At 67.5% G+C, this 19867-nt stretch carries 17 protein-coding genes and 1 riboswitch; of the genes, 3 read left to right on the forward strand and 14 right to left on the reverse strand.

Annotated features, from left to right (window positions below):
• Positions 1-45 precede the first annotated feature (45 nt).
• The 5 genes from CXQ90_RS00100 to CXQ90_RS00120 all read right to left on the reverse strand — a co-directional run bounded on the left by CXQ90_RS00100 (position 46) and on the right by CXQ90_RS00120 (position 3488).
• The gene (locus tag CXQ90_RS00100; RefSeq protein ID WP_056632598.1) at positions 46-288 is read right to left on the reverse strand and encodes an RNA-binding protein; all 243 of its coding nucleotides are present in this window, start codon (positions 286-288) and stop codon (positions 46-48) included.
• A gap of 1 nt (position 289) precedes the next feature.
• Positions 290-700, reverse strand: a complete 411-nt coding sequence (rpsP, locus tag CXQ90_RS00105; protein WP_056632653.1) for a 30S ribosomal protein S16 — start codon at positions 698-700, stop codon at positions 290-292.
• A 203-nt stretch (positions 701-903) separates the two neighbouring features.
• Positions 904-1341, reverse strand: a complete 438-nt coding sequence (locus CXQ90_RS00110) for a hypothetical protein (RefSeq protein WP_104136059.1) — start codon at positions 1339-1341, stop codon at positions 904-906.
• 110 nt (positions 1342-1451) lie between these two features.
• Entirely contained in the window at positions 1452-2327 is an 876-nt protein-coding gene (locus CXQ90_RS00115) for a VOC family protein (protein ID WP_104136060.1), read from the reverse strand.
• A 78-nt stretch (positions 2328-2405) separates the two neighbouring features.
• Positions 2406-3488 carry an amidohydrolase family protein gene (locus CXQ90_RS00120; protein ID WP_104136062.1) on the reverse strand — a complete coding sequence of 361 codons (1083 nt, stop codon included), beginning with the start codon at positions 3486-3488 and terminating at the stop codon, positions 2406-2408.
• Positions 3489-3602: 114 nt separating this feature from the next.
• Positions 3603-3710, forward strand: a riboswitch (TPP riboswitch).
• Between CXQ90_RS00120 and thiC the strand changes: the two genes are divergently transcribed.
• Positions 3705-5507: a phosphomethylpyrimidine synthase ThiC gene (thiC, locus tag CXQ90_RS00125; protein WP_104136063.1), complete on the forward strand. Its 1803-nt coding sequence runs from the start codon at positions 3705-3707 to the stop codon at positions 5505-5507. (Overlaps the previous riboswitch by 6 nt.)
• A gap of 126 nt (positions 5508-5633) precedes the next feature.
• Here thiC and CXQ90_RS00130 read toward each other — a convergent pair whose 3' ends face one another.
• Both CXQ90_RS00130 and ffh read right to left on the reverse strand, forming a co-directional pair.
• Entirely contained in the window at positions 5634-6368 is a 735-nt protein-coding gene (locus CXQ90_RS00130; protein ID WP_104136065.1) for an alpha/beta hydrolase, read from the reverse strand.
• A 55-nt stretch (positions 6369-6423) separates the two neighbouring features.
• On the reverse strand, positions 6424-7998 hold the full coding sequence (gene ffh / locus CXQ90_RS00135) for a signal recognition particle protein (RefSeq protein ID WP_104136066.1): 1575 nt from the start codon (positions 7996-7998) through the stop codon (positions 6424-6426).
• A 143-nt stretch (positions 7999-8141) separates the two neighbouring features.
• Here ffh and CXQ90_RS00140 point away from each other — a divergent pair, with 143 nt between their 5' ends.
• The gene (locus CXQ90_RS00140; RefSeq protein WP_258064238.1) at positions 8142-9548 is read left to right on the forward strand and encodes a glucose-6-phosphate dehydrogenase; all 1407 of its coding nucleotides are present in this window, start codon (positions 8142-8144) and stop codon (positions 9546-9548) included.
• Between the two features lie 167 nt (positions 9549-9715).
• Here CXQ90_RS00140 and CXQ90_RS00145 read toward each other — a convergent pair whose 3' ends face one another.
• Entirely contained in the window at positions 9716-10054 is a 339-nt protein-coding gene (locus tag CXQ90_RS00145) for a P-II family nitrogen regulator (protein WP_104136068.1), read from the reverse strand.
• Positions 10051-11412 (reverse strand): ammonium transporter, encoded by a 1362-nt coding sequence (locus CXQ90_RS00150; RefSeq protein ID WP_104136069.1) that lies wholly within the window; start codon positions 11410-11412, stop codon positions 10051-10053. Before CXQ90_RS00150 ends, CXQ90_RS00145 begins: the two co-directional genes overlap by 4 nt.
• 320 nt (positions 11413-11732) lie before the next feature.
• Between CXQ90_RS00150 and CXQ90_RS00155 the strand changes: the two genes are divergently transcribed.
• Positions 11733-12899: an MFS transporter gene (locus CXQ90_RS00155; RefSeq protein ID WP_258064334.1), complete on the forward strand. Its 1167-nt coding sequence runs from the start codon at positions 11733-11735 to the stop codon at positions 12897-12899.
• Positions 12900-12960: 61 nt separating this feature from the next.
• Here the strand turns inward: CXQ90_RS00155 and ftsY are convergent, their stop codons facing one another.
• The 5 genes from ftsY to rpmF form a co-directional block, all read right to left on the reverse strand.
• Positions 12961-14169, reverse strand: coding sequence for a signal recognition particle-docking protein FtsY (gene ftsY / locus CXQ90_RS00160; RefSeq protein WP_104136072.1), 1209 nt, complete (start codon positions 14167-14169; stop codon positions 12961-12963).
• A gap of 50 nt (positions 14170-14219) precedes the next feature.
• Positions 14220-17813: a chromosome segregation protein SMC gene (gene smc / locus CXQ90_RS00165; RefSeq protein ID WP_181038378.1), complete on the reverse strand. Its 3594-nt coding sequence runs from the start codon at positions 17811-17813 to the stop codon at positions 14220-14222.
• 110 nt (positions 17814-17923) lie between these two features.
• Positions 17924-18901, reverse strand: coding sequence for a bifunctional DNA-formamidopyrimidine glycosylase/DNA-(apurinic or apyrimidinic site) lyase (gene mutM / locus CXQ90_RS00170; protein ID WP_104136073.1), 978 nt, complete (start codon positions 18899-18901; stop codon positions 17924-17926).
• 7 nt (positions 18902-18908) lie between these two features.
• The gene (rnc, locus tag CXQ90_RS00175) at positions 18909-19628 is read right to left on the reverse strand and encodes a ribonuclease III (protein WP_104136074.1); all 720 of its coding nucleotides are present in this window, start codon (positions 19626-19628) and stop codon (positions 18909-18911) included.
• A gap of 21 nt (positions 19629-19649) precedes the next feature.
• Positions 19650-19853, reverse strand: a complete 204-nt coding sequence (gene rpmF / locus CXQ90_RS00180) for a 50S ribosomal protein L32 (RefSeq protein WP_003806041.1) — start codon at positions 19851-19853, stop codon at positions 19650-19652.
• Positions 19854-19867: the final 14 nt, after the last annotated feature.

Raw genomic sequence — 19867 nt, forward strand, 5'->3', positions numbered from 1 at the left:
TTAGCTGGTGAAGGGGCCGGACTCAAGACAAGTGTTGCAGGCGCGTTACCGGCGGCGGTCGGTGTCGACGACGTCGACCCTGACCTGCTCGCCATCTGCCAGCGCCGCTACAACCGTGCGCAGTGCGCGGGCGGTGCGGCCCTGGCGTCCGATTACCCGTCCCAGGTCATCCTGGTGAACGCGCACCTCGAGGGTATCCCCGCGGCGGTTGTTCTTGGCGCTTACCTTGACATCCTCAGGGGAGTCAACGATTCCGCGGACAAGGTGTTCGAGCGCTTCTGCCAGCAATTTACTCAGCCTCGGTGGTCTCTGCTTCAGCCTCGGCGGGAGCTTCTGCCTTGGCCTTCTTGGTGATGGCTTCCGGGATGATCACGGAACCCTTTTCCGGGGCAACGAAGGCTTCCTTGGCGACCTTGGTCTTCAAGGTGCCTTCCTGGCCCGGGAGACCCTTGAACTTCTGCCAGTCACCCGTGACCTTGAGGATCGCGGCAACCTGCTCGGACGGCTGTGCGCCGACGCCGAGCCAGTACTGGGCACGGTCCGAGTCGACCTCGATGTACGAGGGCTCTTCGGTGGGGTGGTACTTGCCGATCTCTTCGATGGCACGGCCGTCACGCTTGGAGCGTGCGTCCATGACGACGATGCGGTAGTACGGTGCGCGCATCTTACCGAAGCGCTTAAGGCGAATCTTTACGGCCACTTTTGTGGTCACTCCTGTTTCTGAAACGGGGTCGAACCCGACGTTCTGCACCCGTGGGGCGGGCCGTACTAGGGGGTTCATAAGGACAGGATCCAGACGCGGAGAGAGGGGCCACGCAGATCGAGTACCTGTTTATTGTGCCAGATCGGCCGCGTTATTTCGACTTGACATGCGCGGCGACCCTGTTTGACGCAAGGCCGCTGTCAGGAAGACCACACGTAGAGGCCGGTCCTGCTGTTCTCGTCGACGCTGCCGGCGAGCTCCGCCAACTGCTGGACATACTTCCGGGCGTCCTCGGCGCCGAAGGGCATGTCCTCCTCGGCCGCCCACCGCTCGGCAACGTCATCGAGGACGTTGCCCTCGCCTTCGGACTCGTAACTGAGCAGCTCAGCGAGCGCCCGGACCATGGCGGCCGGCACACCGAGGAGGGAGTCGCTGGCGACGTCCACCATGGCAAGTTCATAGTCGGCGCCGGCCGCGTGCACGGCAGCGCCGGCGAGGTCCCCGAGCTGTTCGATTTCAAAGTCGCTGATGCCGGGAATGCGGACAGCTGCTCCGGCAGCGGCGCCCCCGCCATCCAGCTCTTCGGCGCGCTTGAGGGCATCCTTGTGGGTGGCGACAAATATTTCGGTGAAGCCCATGGAGTTCGTCCTCGTTCCGTCGACGGCGTGTGCCCCCGGGCAGCGGCGGCGGCCGCCCGGGCTGTTCGGATTCAGCCTAACCCACGGCGCACATGCCCGGCCGGAAGGCCTTAGCGCACGGCCACGCGGATCCGGTTGCGCCAGGGGTCCTCGAAGCCAAGCTCAGCCCCCGTGTGGTGGGAGGCGACCCCGGCAACCTTCAGCCGGTCCGCGAGGGCTCCGACGTCGTCACCGGACGGGACTTCAATCAGCACCTCGCCCAGGCCCAGGGTGTCGCGACGCGGGCCGGCGCCGCGGCTGTTCCAGACATTCATGGCCATGTGGTGGTGGTAGCGGCCGGCCGAAACGAAGAGCGCCTGGCCGTGCCAGCCTGCCGTCTTTTCGAACCCGAGCGTGCCGACGTAGAAGTCGTGGGCCGACTGGACGTCGCCAACCTGCAGGTGCACGTGCCCAACGCCGGCCCCGGTGCCGCGCTGGCCGTCCACCGACTCCTGGGTCAGGTGGTCCTGCAGATACCGCTGCGGCGGCAGTGCGAGGCTGTCCATGACGACGTTCTTGCCGTCCCAGTCCCAGGTTTCGCGGGGGCGGTCCCAGTAGAGCTCAATGCCGTTGCCCTCGGGGTCGCTGAAGTAGAAGGCCTCGCTGACGAGGTGGTCGGCGCTGCCCGTGAAGGACTGCGGCTCGTACTGTGCAGCGCTGGCCACGGTGGCTGCGAGCGCCGCCTGGTTGTCGAAGAGGAGCGCGGTGTGGAAGAGGCCCGCTTCGCCCCGGCCGGGAACGTTCAGTCCCGGCGCGGGGGCAAGGTGAACCAGCGGCGTCTGAAGCCGCCCAAGGTAGAGTCCGCCGTCCTGCTCTGCCACGACGTCGAGGCCGAGGGCCCGCTGGTAGTAGTCGGTCATCAGGTTCATGTCCCCCACCTTGAGCATGACGGTGCCCATGGTGAGATCGGCAGGAAGAAGATCCTGGCTGCTGGATGCTGTTGTCATTGAGTACTCCCTGACTCCGCGGCCACCGGATTTCGATGGTCCCTACATCTCTAAATTACTTGAAGCTTCAATTTATTCCTAACGGACAAGGTTCCCGCGCAGCACCACGCCTTTCAGGTCGCGGATGGTTTCCGGTTCCGAGCGGGGGTCCTCCGAGCACAGGACCACGTCCGCACTGGCCCCTTCGGCCAGGCCGTCAGCCCCCAGCCACCGGCGGGCACCCCAGCACGCGGCATCGAGCGCGGCAGCCGCCGGAAGGCCGGCCGCGTGCAGGGTAAGGATCTCGTCGGCTATCCGGCCGTGCCCGATCACACTGCCGGCATCGGTCCCGGCGAAGACCTGGACCCCGGCCTCGTAGGCTTCCAGGACGCGTTCTTCCCGGCGCTCCCACAGCCCGCGCATGTGGGCCGCATACCGCGGAAACTTGGCTTCCGCCCGGGCCGCGATGTCCGGGAACGTTGCGATGTTGATGAGCGTGGGAACGATCGGCACCTGCTGCTCCACGAACCGGGGGATGTGCCGAGGCAAGAGCCCCGTGCCGTGTTCGATGCAGTCGATTCCGGCGTCAAGCATGTCGTCCAGGGTGTCTTCCCCGAAGCAGTGTGCGGTGACCCGGGCGCCTTCATCGTGGGCGGCGCTGACCGCGTCCCGTACCGCTGCGGCGGGAAACGACGGCGCGAGGTCGCCGGCGTCGCGGTCGATCCAGTCCCCCACCAGCTTGACCCAGCCGTCCCCGGCCCGTGCCTGCTTCCGTGCCGCCTCCACGAGATCCTCCGGCTCGACCTCCACGGCGAAGTTGCGCAGGTAGCGCCGCGTCCGGGCGATGTGCCGCCCGGCCCGGATGATCCTCGGAGCATCCGGCGCCTGCTGCAGCCACCGGGTGTCGCTGGCAGCCCCCGCGTCCCGGACCAGCAGCGTGCCGGCATTCCGGTCCGTCATCGCCTGGGCGTGGGCAACGTCGTCGTCCACGGCACCGGCGGGACCCAGCCCGATGTGGCAGTGTGCGTCCACGAATCCCGGCAGCACCCAGCCGCCCAGCACCACGTCCGGGCCTTCGGGCGGCCGCTCGAAGGTCAGCCGGCCGTCCACGGCCCAGAGCCCGTGCCGCTCCTGGTCCGGGGCTGTGAGCACGGTTCCGCTGAATTCGATGATGCGCGCCATGCCTCCAGCCTAATCCGCCCTTGGCCGGGGCATGGGCGCCATCCCCGGCCCGCTGTCACCCGCAGTCACACCGGACATGACGGGCACAGGCCCGCTGCCCTGTGGTAGCTTCGTCTACGACCACACGGGTGCCCCTGCAGGGGCTGAGATCGGGCTAGCGCAGCCTGCGACCGTTGAACCTGTCCGGGTAATGCCGGCGAAGGAAGTGAGCAGTAAATGAACACCCACAAAACCCAACTGAGCCCTGCCCAAAACGAGGCGGCACAGGACACCACCCAGTCGCTGAAGTCGCATTCTTTGGCCTATCTGGAAGGGGACGGCCTCCGGGTTCCGGTGACGGAGATCGCGCTGGAGCCATCACCCAACGGGGAGCAAAACGAGCCGCTGCGCGTTTACCGCACGGCCGGTCCGGGCAGCGACCCGGTGGTGGGCCTGGCGCCGTTCCGCGCGGAGTGGATCGAGGCCCGCGGCGACACCGAGCCGTACAGCGGCCGGGAACGGAACCTGCTCGACGACGGCCGCTCAGCCGTTCGCCGCGGCGCAGCTTCCGCGGAGTGGAAGGGAGCGCAGCCGGTGCCCCGCCGCGCCGTCGGCGGTAAGACGGTGACGCAGATGCACTATGCCCGGCAGGGCGTGGTGACTCCGGAGATGCGCTTCGTTGCCCTGCGCGAGAACTGCGACGTTGAACTGGTGCGCAGCGAGGTGGCGGCCGGGCGGGCCATCATCCCGAACAACATCAACCACCCGGAGTCGGAGCCGATGATCATCGGCAAGGCCTTCCTGGTGAAGATCAACGCCAACATCGGGAACTCGGCGGTCACCAGTTCCATTGCCGAGGAGGTGGACAAGCTGCAGTGGGCCACGCAGTGGGGTGCTGACACCGTCATGGACCTCTCCACCGGCGATGACATCCACACCACGCGGGAATGGCTGATCCGCAACTCCCCCGTGCCGATCGGAACCGTTCCCATCTACCAGGCGCTGGAAAAGGTCAACGGCGAAGCCAACGCCCTGACGTGGGAGATCTTCCGGGACACCGTCATTGAGCAGTGCGAGCAGGGCGTGGACTACATGACCATCCACGCCGGCGTGCTGCTGCGCTACGTGCCGCTGACCGCCAACCGCGTGACCGGCATCGTGTCCCGCGGCGGGTCCATCATGGCCGGCTGGTGCCTCGCGCATCACAAGGAAAACTTCCTCTACACGCACTTTGACGAGCTGTGCGAGATCTTCGCGAAGTACGACGTCGCGTTTTCGCTGGGAGACGGCCTGCGGCCGGGCGCCACGGCAGATGCCAACGACGCCGCCCAGTTCGCCGAACTCGACACGCTGGCCGAACTGACCCAGCGGGCCTGGGAATTCGACGTCCAGGTCATGGTGGAAGGCCCGGGTCACATCCCCTTCCATCTGGTCCGGGAAAACGTGGAGCGCCAGCAGGAACTGTGCAAAGGAGCCCCGTTCTACACGCTCGGACCGCTGGTCACGGACGTGGCACCGGGCTACGACCACATCACGTCCGCCATCGGCGCCACGGAGATCGCCCGATACGGCACGGCCATGCTCTGCTACGTGACTCCGAAGGAACACCTGGGCCTGCCCAACAAGGACGATGTGAAGACCGGCGTGATCACCTACAAGATCGCGGCCCACGCCGCGGATCTCGCCAAGGGTCACCCCGGCGCCAACGCGAGGGACGACGCGCTGTCCAAGGCGCGCTTCGAGTTCCGCTGGCGCGACCAGTTCGCGCTATCCCTTGACCCGGTGACGGCCGAGGCCTTCCACGACGAGACGCTGCCCGCGGAGCCGGCCAAGACCGCGCACTTCTGCTCCATGTGCGGTCCGAAGTTCTGCTCCATGCGGATCAGCCAGGACATCCGCAACGAATACGGCTCGGCGGAAGCGCAGGCGGCCCTGGCCGAGATGGCTGAAGGGATGCGCGAGAAGAGCCAGGAGTTCCTTGCCGCCGGCGGCAAGGTCTACCTGCCGGAGCTGCGGGTTCCCGAGTCAGCCCGCAACTGACGGCTCTTTGGGCGTCCCGTCCGGCTCGCATTGGGGGCCGGCCGGACGGGGTCGTGGCACCCGGGGTCCGGAGGCGCAGGGGCCCGCCGGGGTCCGGGGCACCCCGGGGTCCGGGGCACGCCGGGGTCAGGAGGCCCGCGGCTGCTGCCGCCGGCTGACCTCGGCGATAAACGACCGGATGAAACGGTCTCCCTCGGGAGTATCCTGGGGCCGGTGCCCGCCCGCAGCAGTGCGGTGCTGGGCGCCGGTCTCCCGCAGGTAGCCGGCGATTTCCTCGTACAGGGGCTCCCACCCGCCGGTGAGGACGAGGGTGGGGACGCCGGGCACGATCTGCAGCGGAGCCTGCCAGGGCGGCGCCTGCAAACGCAGCCGCCTGGCCGCCCGCCGTGCCTCGGGAGTACTGGGGTCTGGGGCGTCCGCGGCAAACGCCCGCCGGACGAACTCCCGCTCATAGTCGTCGTCGCCGAGCTGGTGCCGGACATCGAACAGGGGCTCCATCAGTGCCCGGTGGGCAGCCGTGGCCGGCAGTTCGGCGGTCAGCGACAGGCAGGCCGGCTCCACCAGCGTCAGCGAGAACACGAGGTCGGGGCGTTCAACGGCGGCCATCATCGCGGCAATGGCACCCTGGGAATGTGCCACGACATGTCCGCCGGCAGCGCCGCGGCCGTCATCCGCGAGTGAGCGCAGCACAATCCGGGCGTCAGCGGCGAAATCAGTTTCCAGGGGCTCGGCCTCGGCGTCGAAGCCGTGCCGGCGCAGGAACAGGGCGTCGTACTGCAGGGCCATCCCGTGCTGGCGCGGCCAAGCGGCGGAGCCGAAGTTCCCGGCACCGTGGACGAACACTACCCGCTGCTTAAACATGACCCAACCATATGGCAGCGGTCTGACATCAGCGCCGGCCGACATGACCGTGCGCCTATTTGCCGCCCAGGAACTTGTCAAAACCCTTGGGGAGGTTCAGCTGTGACGGGTCGAAGTCGCCGCCCTGCTGGCCGAAGGCAGCCCCGGTGGGGAGCGCCTTGGCGGCGCTGGCACGCCGGGCCTCCGCGTCACGGAGCTCCTGGGCCGCCTTGGCGGGGTTGCCGGACCGGGCCTTCTTCTTCGGCGCGTTCTTGGCACCCTTGCGCGCACCGCCGCCCGGTCCCATGCCCGGCATGCCGGGCATGCCGCCGCCCTGGGCCATCTTCTTCATCATCTTCTGGGCCTGCGCGAAGCGCTCGAGCAGCCCGTTGACCTCGGAGACATGGACGCCCGAGCCCTTGGCGATACGGGCGCGCCGCGAGCCGTTGATGATCTTCGGTGCCAGACGCTCGTGCGGAGTCATGGAGCGGACAATCGCCTCGACACGGTCGATCTCGCGCTCATCGAACTGCTCCAGCTGCTGGCGGATGTTCTGCGCGCCGGGCATCATCATGAGCATTTTCTTCATGGAGCCCATGTTGCGGATCTGCTGCATCTGGGCGAGGAAGTCATCCAGCGTGAAGTCTTCCTGGTCGGCGAACTTCTTCGCCATCCGGGCAGCTTCGTCCTTGTCCCAGGACTTCTCCGCCTGCTCGATCAGGGTGAGGACGTCACCCATGTCAAGGATGCGGGACGCCATACGGTCCGGGTGGAACAGCTCGAAGTCGTCCAGGCCTTCGCCGGTGGACGCGAACATCACGGGCTTGCCGGTGACCGACGCGACCGAAAGCGCGGCACCGCCGCGGGCGTCGCCGTCGAGCTTTGACAGGACGATGCCGGTGAAGTTGACGCCTTCGTCGAAGGCCATCGCCGTGTTGACGGCGTCCTGGCCGATCATGGCATCGATCACGAAGAGGACTTCGTTGGGGACGATGGCCCGCCGGATCTGGCGTGCCTGTTCCATCATGTCGGCGTCCACGCCGAGGCGCCCGGCGGTGTCAACGATGACGACGTCGTGCAGCTTCTGGCGGGCCTCCTCCACGCCGGCCCGGGCGACGGCGACGGGGTCGCCTGCCGGGTGCTCCAGCTCGGAGGTGGCGCCCGGGTGCGGGGCGAAGACCGGGACGCCGGCGCGCTGGCCGACGACCTGCAACTGCGTCACGGCGTTGGGCCGCTGGAGGTCGGCGGCCACCAGGATGGGGCTGTGACCCTGCCCCTTGAGCCACTTGGAGAGCTTGCCGGCGAGGGTGGTCTTGCCGGCGCCTTGGAGGCCGGCAAGCATGATGATAGTGGGTCCGGTCTTGGCCAGCCGGATGCGGCGCGTTTCTCCGCCGAGGATTTCAACGAGCTCCTCGTTGACGATCTTCACGATCTGCTGGCTCGGGTTCAGTGCCCCGGAGACCTCGGCGCCGAGCGCGCGCTCACGGACCTGGCCGGTGAACTCCCGCACCACGGGCACGGCAACATCGGCGTCCAGCAGGGCTCGGCGGATCTCGCGGACTGTGGCATCGACGTCGGCCTCGGTGAGGCGGCCCTTGCCACGGAGATTCTTGAAGGTTGCTGTCAACCGGTCAGAGAGTGAATTGAACACGCGCCGTGCACTTCTTTCAGTGGATGTACGGATGGCGGCCCTGCGGCACACCAGCGTCTCAGCCGTTGTTTCCAACTGCGTCGACGACGGGACTCGACTATCTAGGGTACCAAGACACGCCTTCAAGATGGCATGCTGGCAAGGTGACGAGCCAAACAACTGTAAAAACCCTGCTCATCCTCGGCGCCACCGGCGACCTTACCGGCCGGCTGCTGTTGCCCGGCCTTGCCCGTCTTGGGGCCAAAGGCCGTGCGGGCGGGCTCAAACTCGTGGGCGCCGGATCTGACCCGTGGACGCAGGAACAGTGGCTGGAGCGGATTGACAAGGCCTTCGCCGACGCCCACGCCGGGGCCGATGCCGGCGGCAAAGCCGAACTGGAACGCGTCCGTGAATCTACCCGCTACGCCCAGGCCGACGTCACGGCGGAGGGCGAACTTGCCACGCTGCTGGCGTCGTTGGAAGGGCCCGTGGCCGTCTACTTCGCCCTGCCGCCCCAGGTCAGCGAGAAGGCCTGCCAGGTACTTGCCCCGGACCAGGTCCCTGCCGGAACGCGGTTCGTCATGGAAAAGCCCTTCGGCTCCGGCGAGGAGTCAGCGCGCGAGCTGAACCGGACCCTGCTGACCCTGGTGCCCGAGGACCACATCCACCGCGTGGACCATTTCCTCGGCAAAGCCACGGTCCTGAACATCCTGGGGCTCCGGTTTGCCAACAATTTCCTCGAACCGGTCTGGAACCGGGTGCACATCGCCAAGGTGGAGATCATTTTTGACGAGGATCTCGCCCTGGAAGGGCGGGCACGCTATTACGACAACGCCGGCGCCCTGCGGGACATGATCCAAAGCCATCTGCTGCAGATCATGGCCCTGATGACGATCGAGCCGCCGGCCACGATCGGCGAGCGCGATCTGCGCGACGCCGTGGCCACTGTCCTCCGTGCCAGCAGCATCAAGCCGCCCTACGGGACCAGCACGCGGCGCGCGCGCTACGGGGCCGGCAACATCGGCGGCAGGGCCGTTCCCGATTACGTCAAAGAGGAGGGCGTCGATCCGGCACTCAACACGGAGACGCTCGCCGAGGTCCAGGTCGACATCGACAACTGGCGGTGGAAGGGAGTGCCCTTCGTCCTGCGGTCCGGCAAGGCACTCGGCGCCAAGCGCAAGGAAGCGGTGGTCACGTTCCGCCCGGTTCCGCACCTGCCCGGAGGATTTACGGGCCAGGACTCTCCCAACCAGCTCCGGATCGGCTTTGGGCCGGACACCCTCCGGCTCGACGTCGACGTCAACGGGCCGGGAGACATCTTCAGCCTGGACCGCGCCGCCCTCGTTGCAGAGCTGAATGCGTCGGACCTGCTGCCGTACGGCGAAGTCCTTGAGGGCGTCCTGCACGGCGACCCGCTCCTTTCGGTCCGGGGTGACACCGCCGAAGAATGCTGGCGGATCGTCGATCCCGTACTCCTGGCCTGGTCCAGGGGCGAAGTCCCGCTGGAAGAGTACGACGCCGGCACATCGGGCCCGGTGGGCTGGCCAGGTTCCGGTTCGGTCACCGGATAGTTCAGCCAGGGCCGCCAGGTCCGGACGCGCAGGTCCCGGACACGCAGGTCCCGGACACGCAGGTCCCGGACACGCAACAGGGCCGGCCACCGTAATGGTGACCGGCCCTGTTTGCATCCCGTTGGGCTGGGACTGTGCTGCAGACTGTGCGTATTCAGACGCTGCGGCTAGATGGCCGCTACGCCCCGTTCGCCGGTCCGGACCCGCACCGCTTCAAATACGTCCACCGTCCAGACCTTGCCGTCGCCGGCCCGGCCCGTGTTGGAGCTGGAGATGATGACATCCAGGATGTCGTCAGCCTGTTCGTCCGTGGCCAGGACCTCTACGCGGATCTTGGGGAGCAGGTCCACGTTGTACTCTGCGCCGCGGTAGACCTCGGTGTAGCCCCGCTGACGCCCGTAGCCGCTGGCGGCACTGACCGTCAGGCCCTGGACCCCGTAGGCCTCCAGGCCTTCCCGGATGGATTCAAGCTTCTCCGGACGGACGATTGCTGTAATCAGTTTCATGCCCCCACGCTTTCCTTGCCTGATGCTGCTTCTGCCTTGCCGCTGGCGGTGCCCGCAGGAACCGCGTCGGTGCCACTCGTCGGGGTGTTGCCGGTGATCAGTTCATGCAGCGGTTGGAAGCTGCCGCCGTGGCCGCCGACTCCAAACTCGTAGGCGGTCTCGGCGTGCAGGCTGAGGTCCACGCCCACAACTTCCTGCTCCTGGGAGACCCGGAAGCCCATGGTCTTGTGGATGGCCAGTGCGATCAGTGCGGTGAGGATCGCAGAGTATGCGATGGCGATGCCGGCCGCTGCGAGCTGGGCCCAGAGCTGGGTCAGGCCGCCGCCATAGAAGAGGCCGCCGCCAACGCCGTCGGCGGGAAGGGCGATGAAGCCCAGGGCCACGGTGCCGATGATGCCCGAAACGAGGTGGACGCCGACAACATCCAGGGAGTCATCGAAGCCCCAGCGGAACTTGAGCCCGACTGCCAGGGCGGAGGCGGCACCGGCCACGAGGCCGAGTCCGAGCGCGCCGACGGGGCTGACGTTTGCACAGGCCGGGGTGATGGCGACGAGGCCGGCAACCACGCCGGACGCTGCGCCGAGTGAGGTCGGGTGACCGTCGCGGATGCGCTCGGTGATGAGCCAGCCCAGCATTGCTGCTGCCGGAGCCGCGAGGGTGTTGACCCAGATCAGACCGCCCTGCTCTGCCGTGGTGGCCGCGCCGCCGTTGAAGCCGAACCAGCCGAACCAAAGGATGGCCGCGCCGAGCATCACAAACGGGATGTTGTGCGGGCGGTGGTTCGGGTCCTTGCCGAAGCCCTTACGGTTGCCGATGATCAGGACCAGGACAAGTGCCGCGACGCCGGCGTTGATGTGGACCACGGTGCCGCCGGCGAAGTCAATCGCCGGGCCGAGCGCCTTGCCGATTGCGCCTTCGGCGCCAAACAGCCCGCCACCCCAGACCATGTAGGCGAGGGGGCAGTAGACCAGCGTGACCCAGACAGGCACGAAGACGCTCCAGGCGCCGAACTTGGCGCGGTCTGCGATGGCGCCGCTGATCAGTGCCACGGTGATGATTGCGAAGGTGGCTGCGTAGCCCACCTTGATGAGGCCGTCAGGGGTAGTGATGCCCTCGAGGCCGAACGTTGCGAACGGGTTCCCGACAATCTGCAGGAATCCCTCGCCGGAGCTCATCGAAGCGCCCCAGAGTACCCACACCACACCAACCATGCCGATGGAGATGAAGCTCATCATCATCATGTTCAGTGCAGCTTTGGCGCGCGTCATGCCGCCGTAGAAAAATGCCAGACCTGGTGTCATGAACAGCACGAGTGCCGCCGAAACCATGAGCCATACGTGACCTGCGGTAAGTTCCATGGTGCACGTCCTCCCTTGATCGAATGCTGCGGAGTGATCCGCCTGCCCAACGCCTTTTGCGTCCTAAGTAAAGTTTTGCCGCGCTGTGTTTCGCTGGCGGAGGATTTAGATTGCCGGTCTGTTACAACAACCTCCCGGAAGTAAATGGTGCATATCTGGCTTGTTACGGTTATGTTTCACCACTCGCAATCCGCCCTTCCGGGCCTTTTCGCAAGGATCACCCGTTTATGACGCCACGCCTCCGTCCCGCCGCCGGCAGACTGCGGTTTAGCGTCGGCCGGCGGACCGGCGACGCCCCGCTCCCCCGTGACATCAAGGTGATGCTCGTCGCGGCGTTCCTGATCGCCCTCGGATTTGGCCTGGTGGCACCGGTGCTGCCACAGTTCGCCACCACTTTCGACGTCGGCGCGACGGCGGCCGCCGTGATTGTCAGCATCTTTGCTTTCATGCGGCTGGTCTTCGCCCCTGCCGGCGGGGCGCTCATCGGCAGGCTGGGCGAACGCCCCGTCTACGTGGCGGGACTGCTGATTGTGGCTGCATCCACGGCGGCCTGCGCCTTTGCCCAGGACTACTGGCAGCTTCTGGTGTTCCGGGGGCTGGGCGGCGCCGGATCGGTAATGTTTACGGTCGCTTCCATGGCACTCGTCATCCGGCTGGCACCGCCTGAAAGCCGCGGCCGGGTTTCCGGCGCCTACGCGTCCGCGTTCCTGATCGGCAATGTGTGCGGGCCCATCGTGGGCGGTCTGCTGGCCGGGTTCGGGCTGCGCGTTCCCTTCCTCGCCTATGCGGGAGCGCTGGTCCTGGCCGCGCTCGTGGTGCAGACGCAGCTCAGCCATGTGCCGGGCAGCGAACGCCGCGACGGTTCTGCGGCTCCGCCCATGAAACTCGGTGAGGCCCTCGGCGACAGCGCGTACCGGGCGGCGCTCTTCTCAAGCTTTGCCAACGGCTGGGCAACCTTCGGCGTGCGCATGGCCACGGTACCTCTGTTCGCCGTCACGGCGCTCGGCTCTGGTCCGGAGGCGGCGGGCTGGGCGCTGGCTGTCTTCGCCGCGGGGAACGCCGTGGCGCTCACCTTTTCAGGCAGGCTGGCGGATAGCCTGGGCCGCAAGCCGATGATGACCGCCGGCCTGGTGCTCACCGGCGCCGCGACCGGCGGGATCGGCCTGACGGACGGGCTGGGCTGGTTCCTGGCTGCGTCCGCCCTTGCCGGCGTCGGTGCGGGACTGCTGGGGCCGGCCCAGCAGGCGGCCGTCGCGGACGTGATCGGCCGCGAGCGGTCCGGCGGAAGGGTGCTGGCGGCTTACCAGATGACCGCGGACATCGGCGCCATCCTCGGCCCGGTGTTCGCCGGGTTGCTGGCGGATCAGCTGGGCTACGGCTGGGCGTTCGCCGTGACCGGCGGCGTCCTGCTGCTCGCGGCGGCAGCCTGGCTGCTGGCCCGGGAGACGGTGCAGCGGCAGCCGGCGGACGCTGACGGGCTCAGCTAGGCAGCAGCACGCGCCGTTCTCAGGCTGAAACGGCGCGTGCTGCTTACGTGGGTCGGTGAGTCTAGTTCAGCAGGGCGTCGACGAAGCCTTCGACCTCGAACGGGGCGAGGTCGTCCGCGCCCTCGCCGAGTCCGATGAGCTTCACCGGTACACCGAGGGACTTTTGGATGGCGACCACGATGCCGCCCTTGGCGGTCCCGTCCAACTTGGTCAGGACGATGCCCGTGATGTTGACCACTTCGGCGAAGACCCGAGCCTGGTTGAGGCCGTTCTGGCCCGTGGTGGCGTCGAGGACGAGGAGGACCTCGTCCACCTCCGCCAGCTTTTCGATCACGCGCTTGACCTTGCTGAGCTCGTCCATGAGGCCGACCTTGTTCTGCAGGCGCCCGGCGGTGTCAATCATGACGACGTCGACCTCCTGGTCGATGCCCGCTTTGACCGCCTCATACGCGACGGACGCCGGATCCGCGCCGTCGATGTCAGACTTCACGGTGGCGACGCCCACGCGCTGGCCCCATGTGGCCAGCTGTTCCGCGGCCGCGGCCCGGAAGGTGTCCGCGGCACCGAGCAGAACGTCCTTGTCCTCGGCGACCAGTACGCGGGCCAGCTTGCCCACGGTGGTGGTCTTGCCCACTCCGTTGACGCCCACGATCATCATCACGGCCGGCTTGTCCGCATGCCGTTCGACCCGCAGGCTCCGGTCCATGTCCGGGTCCACGAGCTTGATGAGCTCCTCGCGGAGCAGGGCCTTCACGTGCTCGGGATCGCGCGTGCCCAGCACCTTCACGCGCTCGCGCAGGGCATCAACCAGCTGCATCGTGGGTTCGGTGCCAAGGTCGGCGAGGAGCAGCGTCTCCTCCACCTCGTCCCAGACGTTCTCGTCAATATTGTCGCTGGACAGCAGTGCCAGCAGGCCCTTGCCGAGGACGTTGTTGGACTTGATCAGGCGCTCGCGCAGCCGGGTGAGGCGTCCCGCCACGGGCAGCGGGGTCTCCACCGCGATGGTTTCCAAGCCGGCGGCGTCGTCGGGGACCTCGGCTTCGAAGCCTTCAAGGTCGACGGCGTCCGGCGCCTTGCGCTCGGCGGGCGCCAGCGGGCGGTCCTCAAGGAGGGTCCCTCCGCCGCCGAGCGGCTGAGCCGGATCATTGGCGTCCCGGGTTCCGGAGTACTTGGTGCCGGACTTCCGGGCCTTCATCAGTACCGGAACCAGGCCGCCGATGACCGCCAAGGCAGCAAGAATGGGCAGAAGAATGGGGAGGATGTCGTTCACTCCCCTAGCTTCTCACAACAGCCGCGGGCGGTGCGGACAACGCCAGCCGCCTAGACTTCGGCTCCCAGGCGCTGGCTGATGACGGTGGAGACGCCGTCGCCCCTCATGGTCACACCGTAAAGGGCGTCCGCGACTTCCATGGTCCGCTTCTGGTGGGTGATCACGATTAGCTGGCTGGACTCGCGGAGTTCTTCAAAGATCGTAATGAGCCGGCCGAGGTTGGTGTCATCGAGTGCGGCCTCGACCTCGTCCATGACATAGAACGGCGAGGGCCGGGCCTTGAAGATCGCCACGAGCAGAGCCACCGCCGTCAGTGACCGTTCGCCTCCGGAGAGCAGTGAGAGCCGCTTGATCTTCTTTCCGGCTGGCCTGGCTTCAACCTCGATGCCCGTGGTCAGCATGTCGCCGGGCTCGGTCAGGACCAGCCTGCCTTCGCCGCCGGGAAACAGCCTGGCAAAGACCCGCACGAACTGTGCCGAGGTGTCGGCGAAGGCTTCGGCGAAGACCTTCTGCACACGGTCGTCGACTTCCTTGATGATGTCCAGCAGGTCCTTGCGGCTGGCTTTGAGGTCCTCCAACTGGGTGTTCAGGAACTGGTGCCTCTCCTCCAGCGCCGCGAACTCCTCCAGCGCCAGCGGGTTGACCTTGCCCAGCGATGACAGGTCGCGTTCGGCCTTGCGGAGCCGCTTTTCCTGCTCCGCCCGGACAAAGGGCTTGCCCTCGGCGAGCGGCTTGCCGTCGTCGTCAACCGGCGCCCTCAAGGCTGCCCACTTGTCCGCGGACGCCTCCGGAGGAACGGGTACCGGCTGGTCCGGCCCGTAGTCCGCCACGAGCTGATCCGCGGTGAGCCCGAGCTCTTCGACCGACTTTGTCTCCAGCGCCTCGATCCGGAGCCGCTGCTGTGCCCGCGCCAGCTCATCGCGGTGCACGGAATCCGTCAGTTCCGCCAGTTCGCGGGCCAGGGCGTCGTTGGCCGTGCGGACGGCCGCCAGCTCGCTGTCCCGCTGCTCCCTGTTCTGCTCGGCGAGGTCACGCTCGTGTCCGGCGAGCTCGACGGAGACGTCGCTGAACCGGATGATCTGCTCCACCGCCGCGGACACCGCGGCCGCCCGGCCGGCCTGGATCCTGCGACGGCGGGCCCGCTCGGCTGCCTCTTGCCGGGCACGGCGTTCCGAAGCGGCCGCCCGCTCGAGGGACGACGCCCTGTTGCCGATTGCCGCCAACTGCTCTTCGCCGCTGCGCAGCGACAGCCGGGCATCCATCTCGGCGGACCGGGCCAGGGACGCGGCGAGGGCCAGTGCGTCGCGGTGTTCAGTGGACGGTTCTTCCTCGGCCGGGGCCTCCTGGGCGGCAGCCAGCCGGGCGGCGATCCCGGACAGGGCTTCCTGCTCCGATCCGATGTTGGCCTCGGCCCGGGCCAGGGACGCGGCCAGCCGTTCGCTCTCTCCCACGGCGCTGCGCAGGACGGAATTCAGGTGGCCCAGCCGCTCGGCCACCGCCGCGAGCCGCGCATCGGATTCATGCAGCCTTTCCAGCGCTGCGTCCGCGCGGTCCTGCGCCTCGGCCCGCCGGGCCTCCGCCGAGGCCAGGGCAAATCGGCTTTGCTCCAGTCCGGCCGTGACGGCCTCCAGCCGTGACCCGGCGTCGTCGACGGCGGCCTGCACCTCAAGCAGTGACGGCGCCTTGGCGGAACCGCCGGTGACGGTCAATGCTGTGAACACGTCCCCCGCCTGCGTGACGGCTGTGAGGTCAGGCCGGCCGGCGATCAGGCTCGCCGCCGCGTCCAGGTCCCCGACGACGGCCGTTGCCGCGAGCAGCTTCTGTACCGCCGCCGCAGCGGCACCGGCAGCGTCGACCAGGTCCACGGCCCAGCGGGCACCTGCCGGCAAAGTACCGCGGTCAGCGGTCCGGTCAGCAGCCGATGGCGCGGGAGGCGATTCGAGCAGGAGCGTGGCCCGGCCGGCGTCGTCGTCCCTCAGCAGCCGCACCAGAGCCGCAGCCGTTGCGCTGTCCTGCACGACGACGGCGTCCGAGGCGCTGCCGAGGGCGGCGGCAACGGCTGCCTCATAACCGGCTTCAACGGTCAGGGCCGAGGCCAGTGATCCGACGATGCCGGGCAGCCCGGCACCGAGGGCATGCTCGGACCCGTCCTTGCGGTTGAGGCCGAGCTGCAGGGCGTCGCGCCGTGCCTTGAGGGCGTCGCGTTCACGTACGGCTTCCCTTTCGGACCCCCGGAGCGAGTCGATCTCGGCAAGGACGGCGTCCAGCGCGGCGCTGGCTTCCTCATATTCCGCGTCGAGGGACTCCTCACCATCTTCGACGCCCGCTACCTGGGATTCCAGCGCCGTGAACTCGGTCTGGGCCCGGCGCCGCCGCTCGTCACCTGCCGCGAGCGATTCGCGGAGCCTGCCGACTTCAGCCTGCGCCGATTCCACGCGAGACCTCGCCGCACCCACCTGGCCGGCCAGCCGGGCCAGGCCTTCTCTGCGGTCTGCCGCCGCCCGAAGCGCCGCCGTGAGGCGCTTCTCCTCCGCCGCTGCGGCGTTTTCAGCTTCGATTTTCGCGCCGGTGGCTGCCTGGAGGGCACTGCGCCGGCTGACGATCTCGCGTTCGAGCTCCGCCTGTTCTGACCGGACCCGGGCCGCCTGCTTTTCCAGCTGCTCGGGATCGCGGCCGGGTTCCGGCGCCGCGTCCGCCGAGCCCAGCAGGCGGCAGCGTTCCTGGGCCAGCGATCCGAGCGACCGTAGCCGTTCGCGTCCCGCCGACAACTGATACCACGTGTCCCGGGCGGCGTTAAGGCGTGGGGTCGCCTCCGCCGCAAGCCGTTCGAGCACAGCCTGGCGCTGGCGTCCTGCCTCGAGTTCCTGCTCAACCACGGCACGCCGGGCCTTGAGCGCGGATTCGTCGGCGACATCCTGGGCGAGGGCGTTCTGCAGCTGGACGAGATCATCGGCCAGCAGCCTGGCCCGGGCATCCCGGACCTCAAACTGGACCGTCTGGGCCCGCCGGGCAACCTCTGCCTGTTTGCCGAGCGGCGTCAGCTGCCGCCGGATTTCACCCGTGAGGTCGCTGAGCCGCTGGAGGTTGGCCTGCATGGCCTCCAGCTTGCGGACCGTCTTCTCCTTGCGGCGCCGGTGCTTGAGGATGCCCGCGGCTTCCTCGATGAAGCCGCGGCGGTCCTCGGGCGTGGCGTGCAGGACCTTGTCGAGCTGGCCCTGACCCACGATGACATGCATTTCGCGTCCCAGGCCCGAGTCCGAGAGCAGCTCCTGGATGTCCAGCAGGCGGCAGCCGGCCCCGTTGATGGCGTATTCCGAGCCGCCGGTGCGGAACAGCGTGCGGGAGATGGTGACTTCGCTGTAGTCGATGGGCAGTGCGCCGTCAGTGTTGTCGATGGTGAGCGAGACGTGCGCCCGGCCCAGCGGCGGCCGGCCGGAGGTTCCGGCGAAAATGACGTCTTCCATCTTGCCGCCGCGCAGGGTTTTGGCCCCTTGCTCCCCCATGACCCAGGCCAGTGCGTCCACCACGTTGGACTTGCCCGAGCCGTTGGGACCCACCACAGCTGTGACTCCGGGCTCAAAGTCGAAGGTCGTTGCGGAGGCAAACGACTTGAAGCCACGGACGGTCAGACTTTTGAGGTGCAAGGTTTTTCGGTTCTCCTGAGTGGCGGCAGCGGCTGCGTGTCCTGCCCTAAATCTACTGCCACACGGCCCGGATCCCCGGATTTACGGCCCGGAAGAGCCGGTGGCAATCGTCACCAGCGGCCGTTCCGGGGACGCGGCTGGCACACGGGGCAGGTGTAGGAGGACCGGTTCATGAACTGCTCGCGCTTCATCAGGCTGACAATCCCGGCGGCGGCGCAGCGCCGGCATTCCTCCCCCTCCCTGCCGTAGGCGTTGAGGGACCGGTCGAAGTAGCCTGACGCGCCATTGACGTTCACGTATAGCGAGTCGAAACTGGTGCCGCCCGCGTCAAGGGCGTCGGTCATCACCTCGCGGGCAGCTTCGAGAACGCGCGTGGCGTCCGCCCGCCGCAGGGTGTCGGTGGGGCGGGCGTAGTGAAGCTTGGCCCGCCACAGGGCCTCGTCCGCGTAGATGTTGCCGATTCCGGAGACGAGGCCCTGGTCCAGCAACGCGCGTTTAAGGCCGGTCTTCCGGCTCCGGAGCCGGCGGTAGAAGTCGTCGAAGGAAAAGTAGGGGTCGAGGGGATCGCGCGCAATGTGGGACGCCTCCTCGGCTATGACCGGCAGCGGGTCCTCGGCAAGCCCGCCGGGGCCGCCGTCGTCGGTCGGGATCAGCGAGGTGACGAACAGGCCTCCGAAAATCCGCTGGTCAACGAACCTCAATTGCGCGGGCATGCCGTCGCACAGGCTCAGCCGGAGGCGTACTTTCAGGTGTTTTTCATCCGGAACGTCGGCGTCCTGCATCAGCAGCTGGCCGCTCATGCCAAGGTGGGCCATCAGCGCCACGGCGGGAAGACCGGGCGCGGTGCCGGCTTCCGCATGCATCCCGCGCGCCCTGCAGTCCTCCTGCAAAGGCATCCACAGGAACTTGCCCCGGCGGACCACGTCAAGGACCTTTGCGCCTTCAAGGTTCCCGGCGAAGTCCTCGGGTCCCAGTGCATGCCGCCGGATGGACCGGGGATCCAGGATTTCGACGCCGGTGATGGTCCGGCCGCGGACCCAGCTCACCAGGCCGCGGCGGACCACCTCGACCTCGGGAAGTTCAGGCACCGGTTGCCTAGCTCCCGGCGACGGATTCCGGCGGCTGCGCGGCGGTGTCCATGCCGGACAACTTCCGCCAGGCGTCGGCGGCCGCTTCCTGCTCGGCTTCCTTCTTGGAGTGGCCAGAGCCTTTGCCGTATGGCCTCCCGCCGATCTGCAGCTCGGCGACAAAGGTCCGCGCGTGGTCCGGGCCGGAGCCCTCCACCGCGTAGTAGATGGTGCCGAGCTGACGGCCGGCCGCCAGTTCCTGGATGCTGGTCTTCCAGTCAGTGCCGGCGCCGAGGGCTGCTGCGTCCTTGAGGAGCGGCCCGATCAGGCGCATGACGAGCTGACGGGCGGTCTCGATGTCGTTGGAGACATACGTTGCACCGATGAGCGCTTCCATGGTGTCCGCCAGGATTGAGGCCTTGTTTTTGCCCTCGGTGAGCTTTTCGCCCTGGCCGAGGTAGATGTAGTCGCCGATGCCGAGGCTGCGTCCGATGCCGGCAAGGGCCCGGGTGCTCACGACAGCGGACCGGCGCTTGGCCAGGTCCCCTTCGGGGAGCGAGGGATTGTCACGGTACAGCGCATCGGTGACCGAAAACCCCAGAATGGAGTCGCCGAGGAACTCGAGGCGTTCGTTGGTGGGTATGCCGCCGTTTTCGTAGGCATAGGAACGGTGTGTCAGAGCAAGACGAAGCGTCCCGGCGTCAATTGAGACACCGAGACGCTTCAGAAGCTCTTCAGTTGAAGACATCCTAGTCAGCTTGTAGGCCGATTAGACGTCCGCGACCTTGCGGCCCTTGTACTCAAGGAACAGCGCAGTGCCAGCCGAGTCGGTGACGACCTTTGCCTGGTGCGGCAGGCTGTAAGTAACCTGGCCGTTCTCAATGGTCTTCACCAAGTGGGGGGCAGTTGCCTTCCACTGGGAGCGGCGGGCGCGGGTATTCGAGCGAGACATTTTCCGCTTGGGAACAGCCACGGCTAACTCATTTC

Origin of the sequence: Arthrobacter sp. ZGTC131 (genome assembly GCF_002929275.1) — a bacterium.
Taxonomy (GTDB): domain Bacteria; phylum Actinomycetota; class Actinomycetes; order Actinomycetales; family Micrococcaceae; genus Arthrobacter.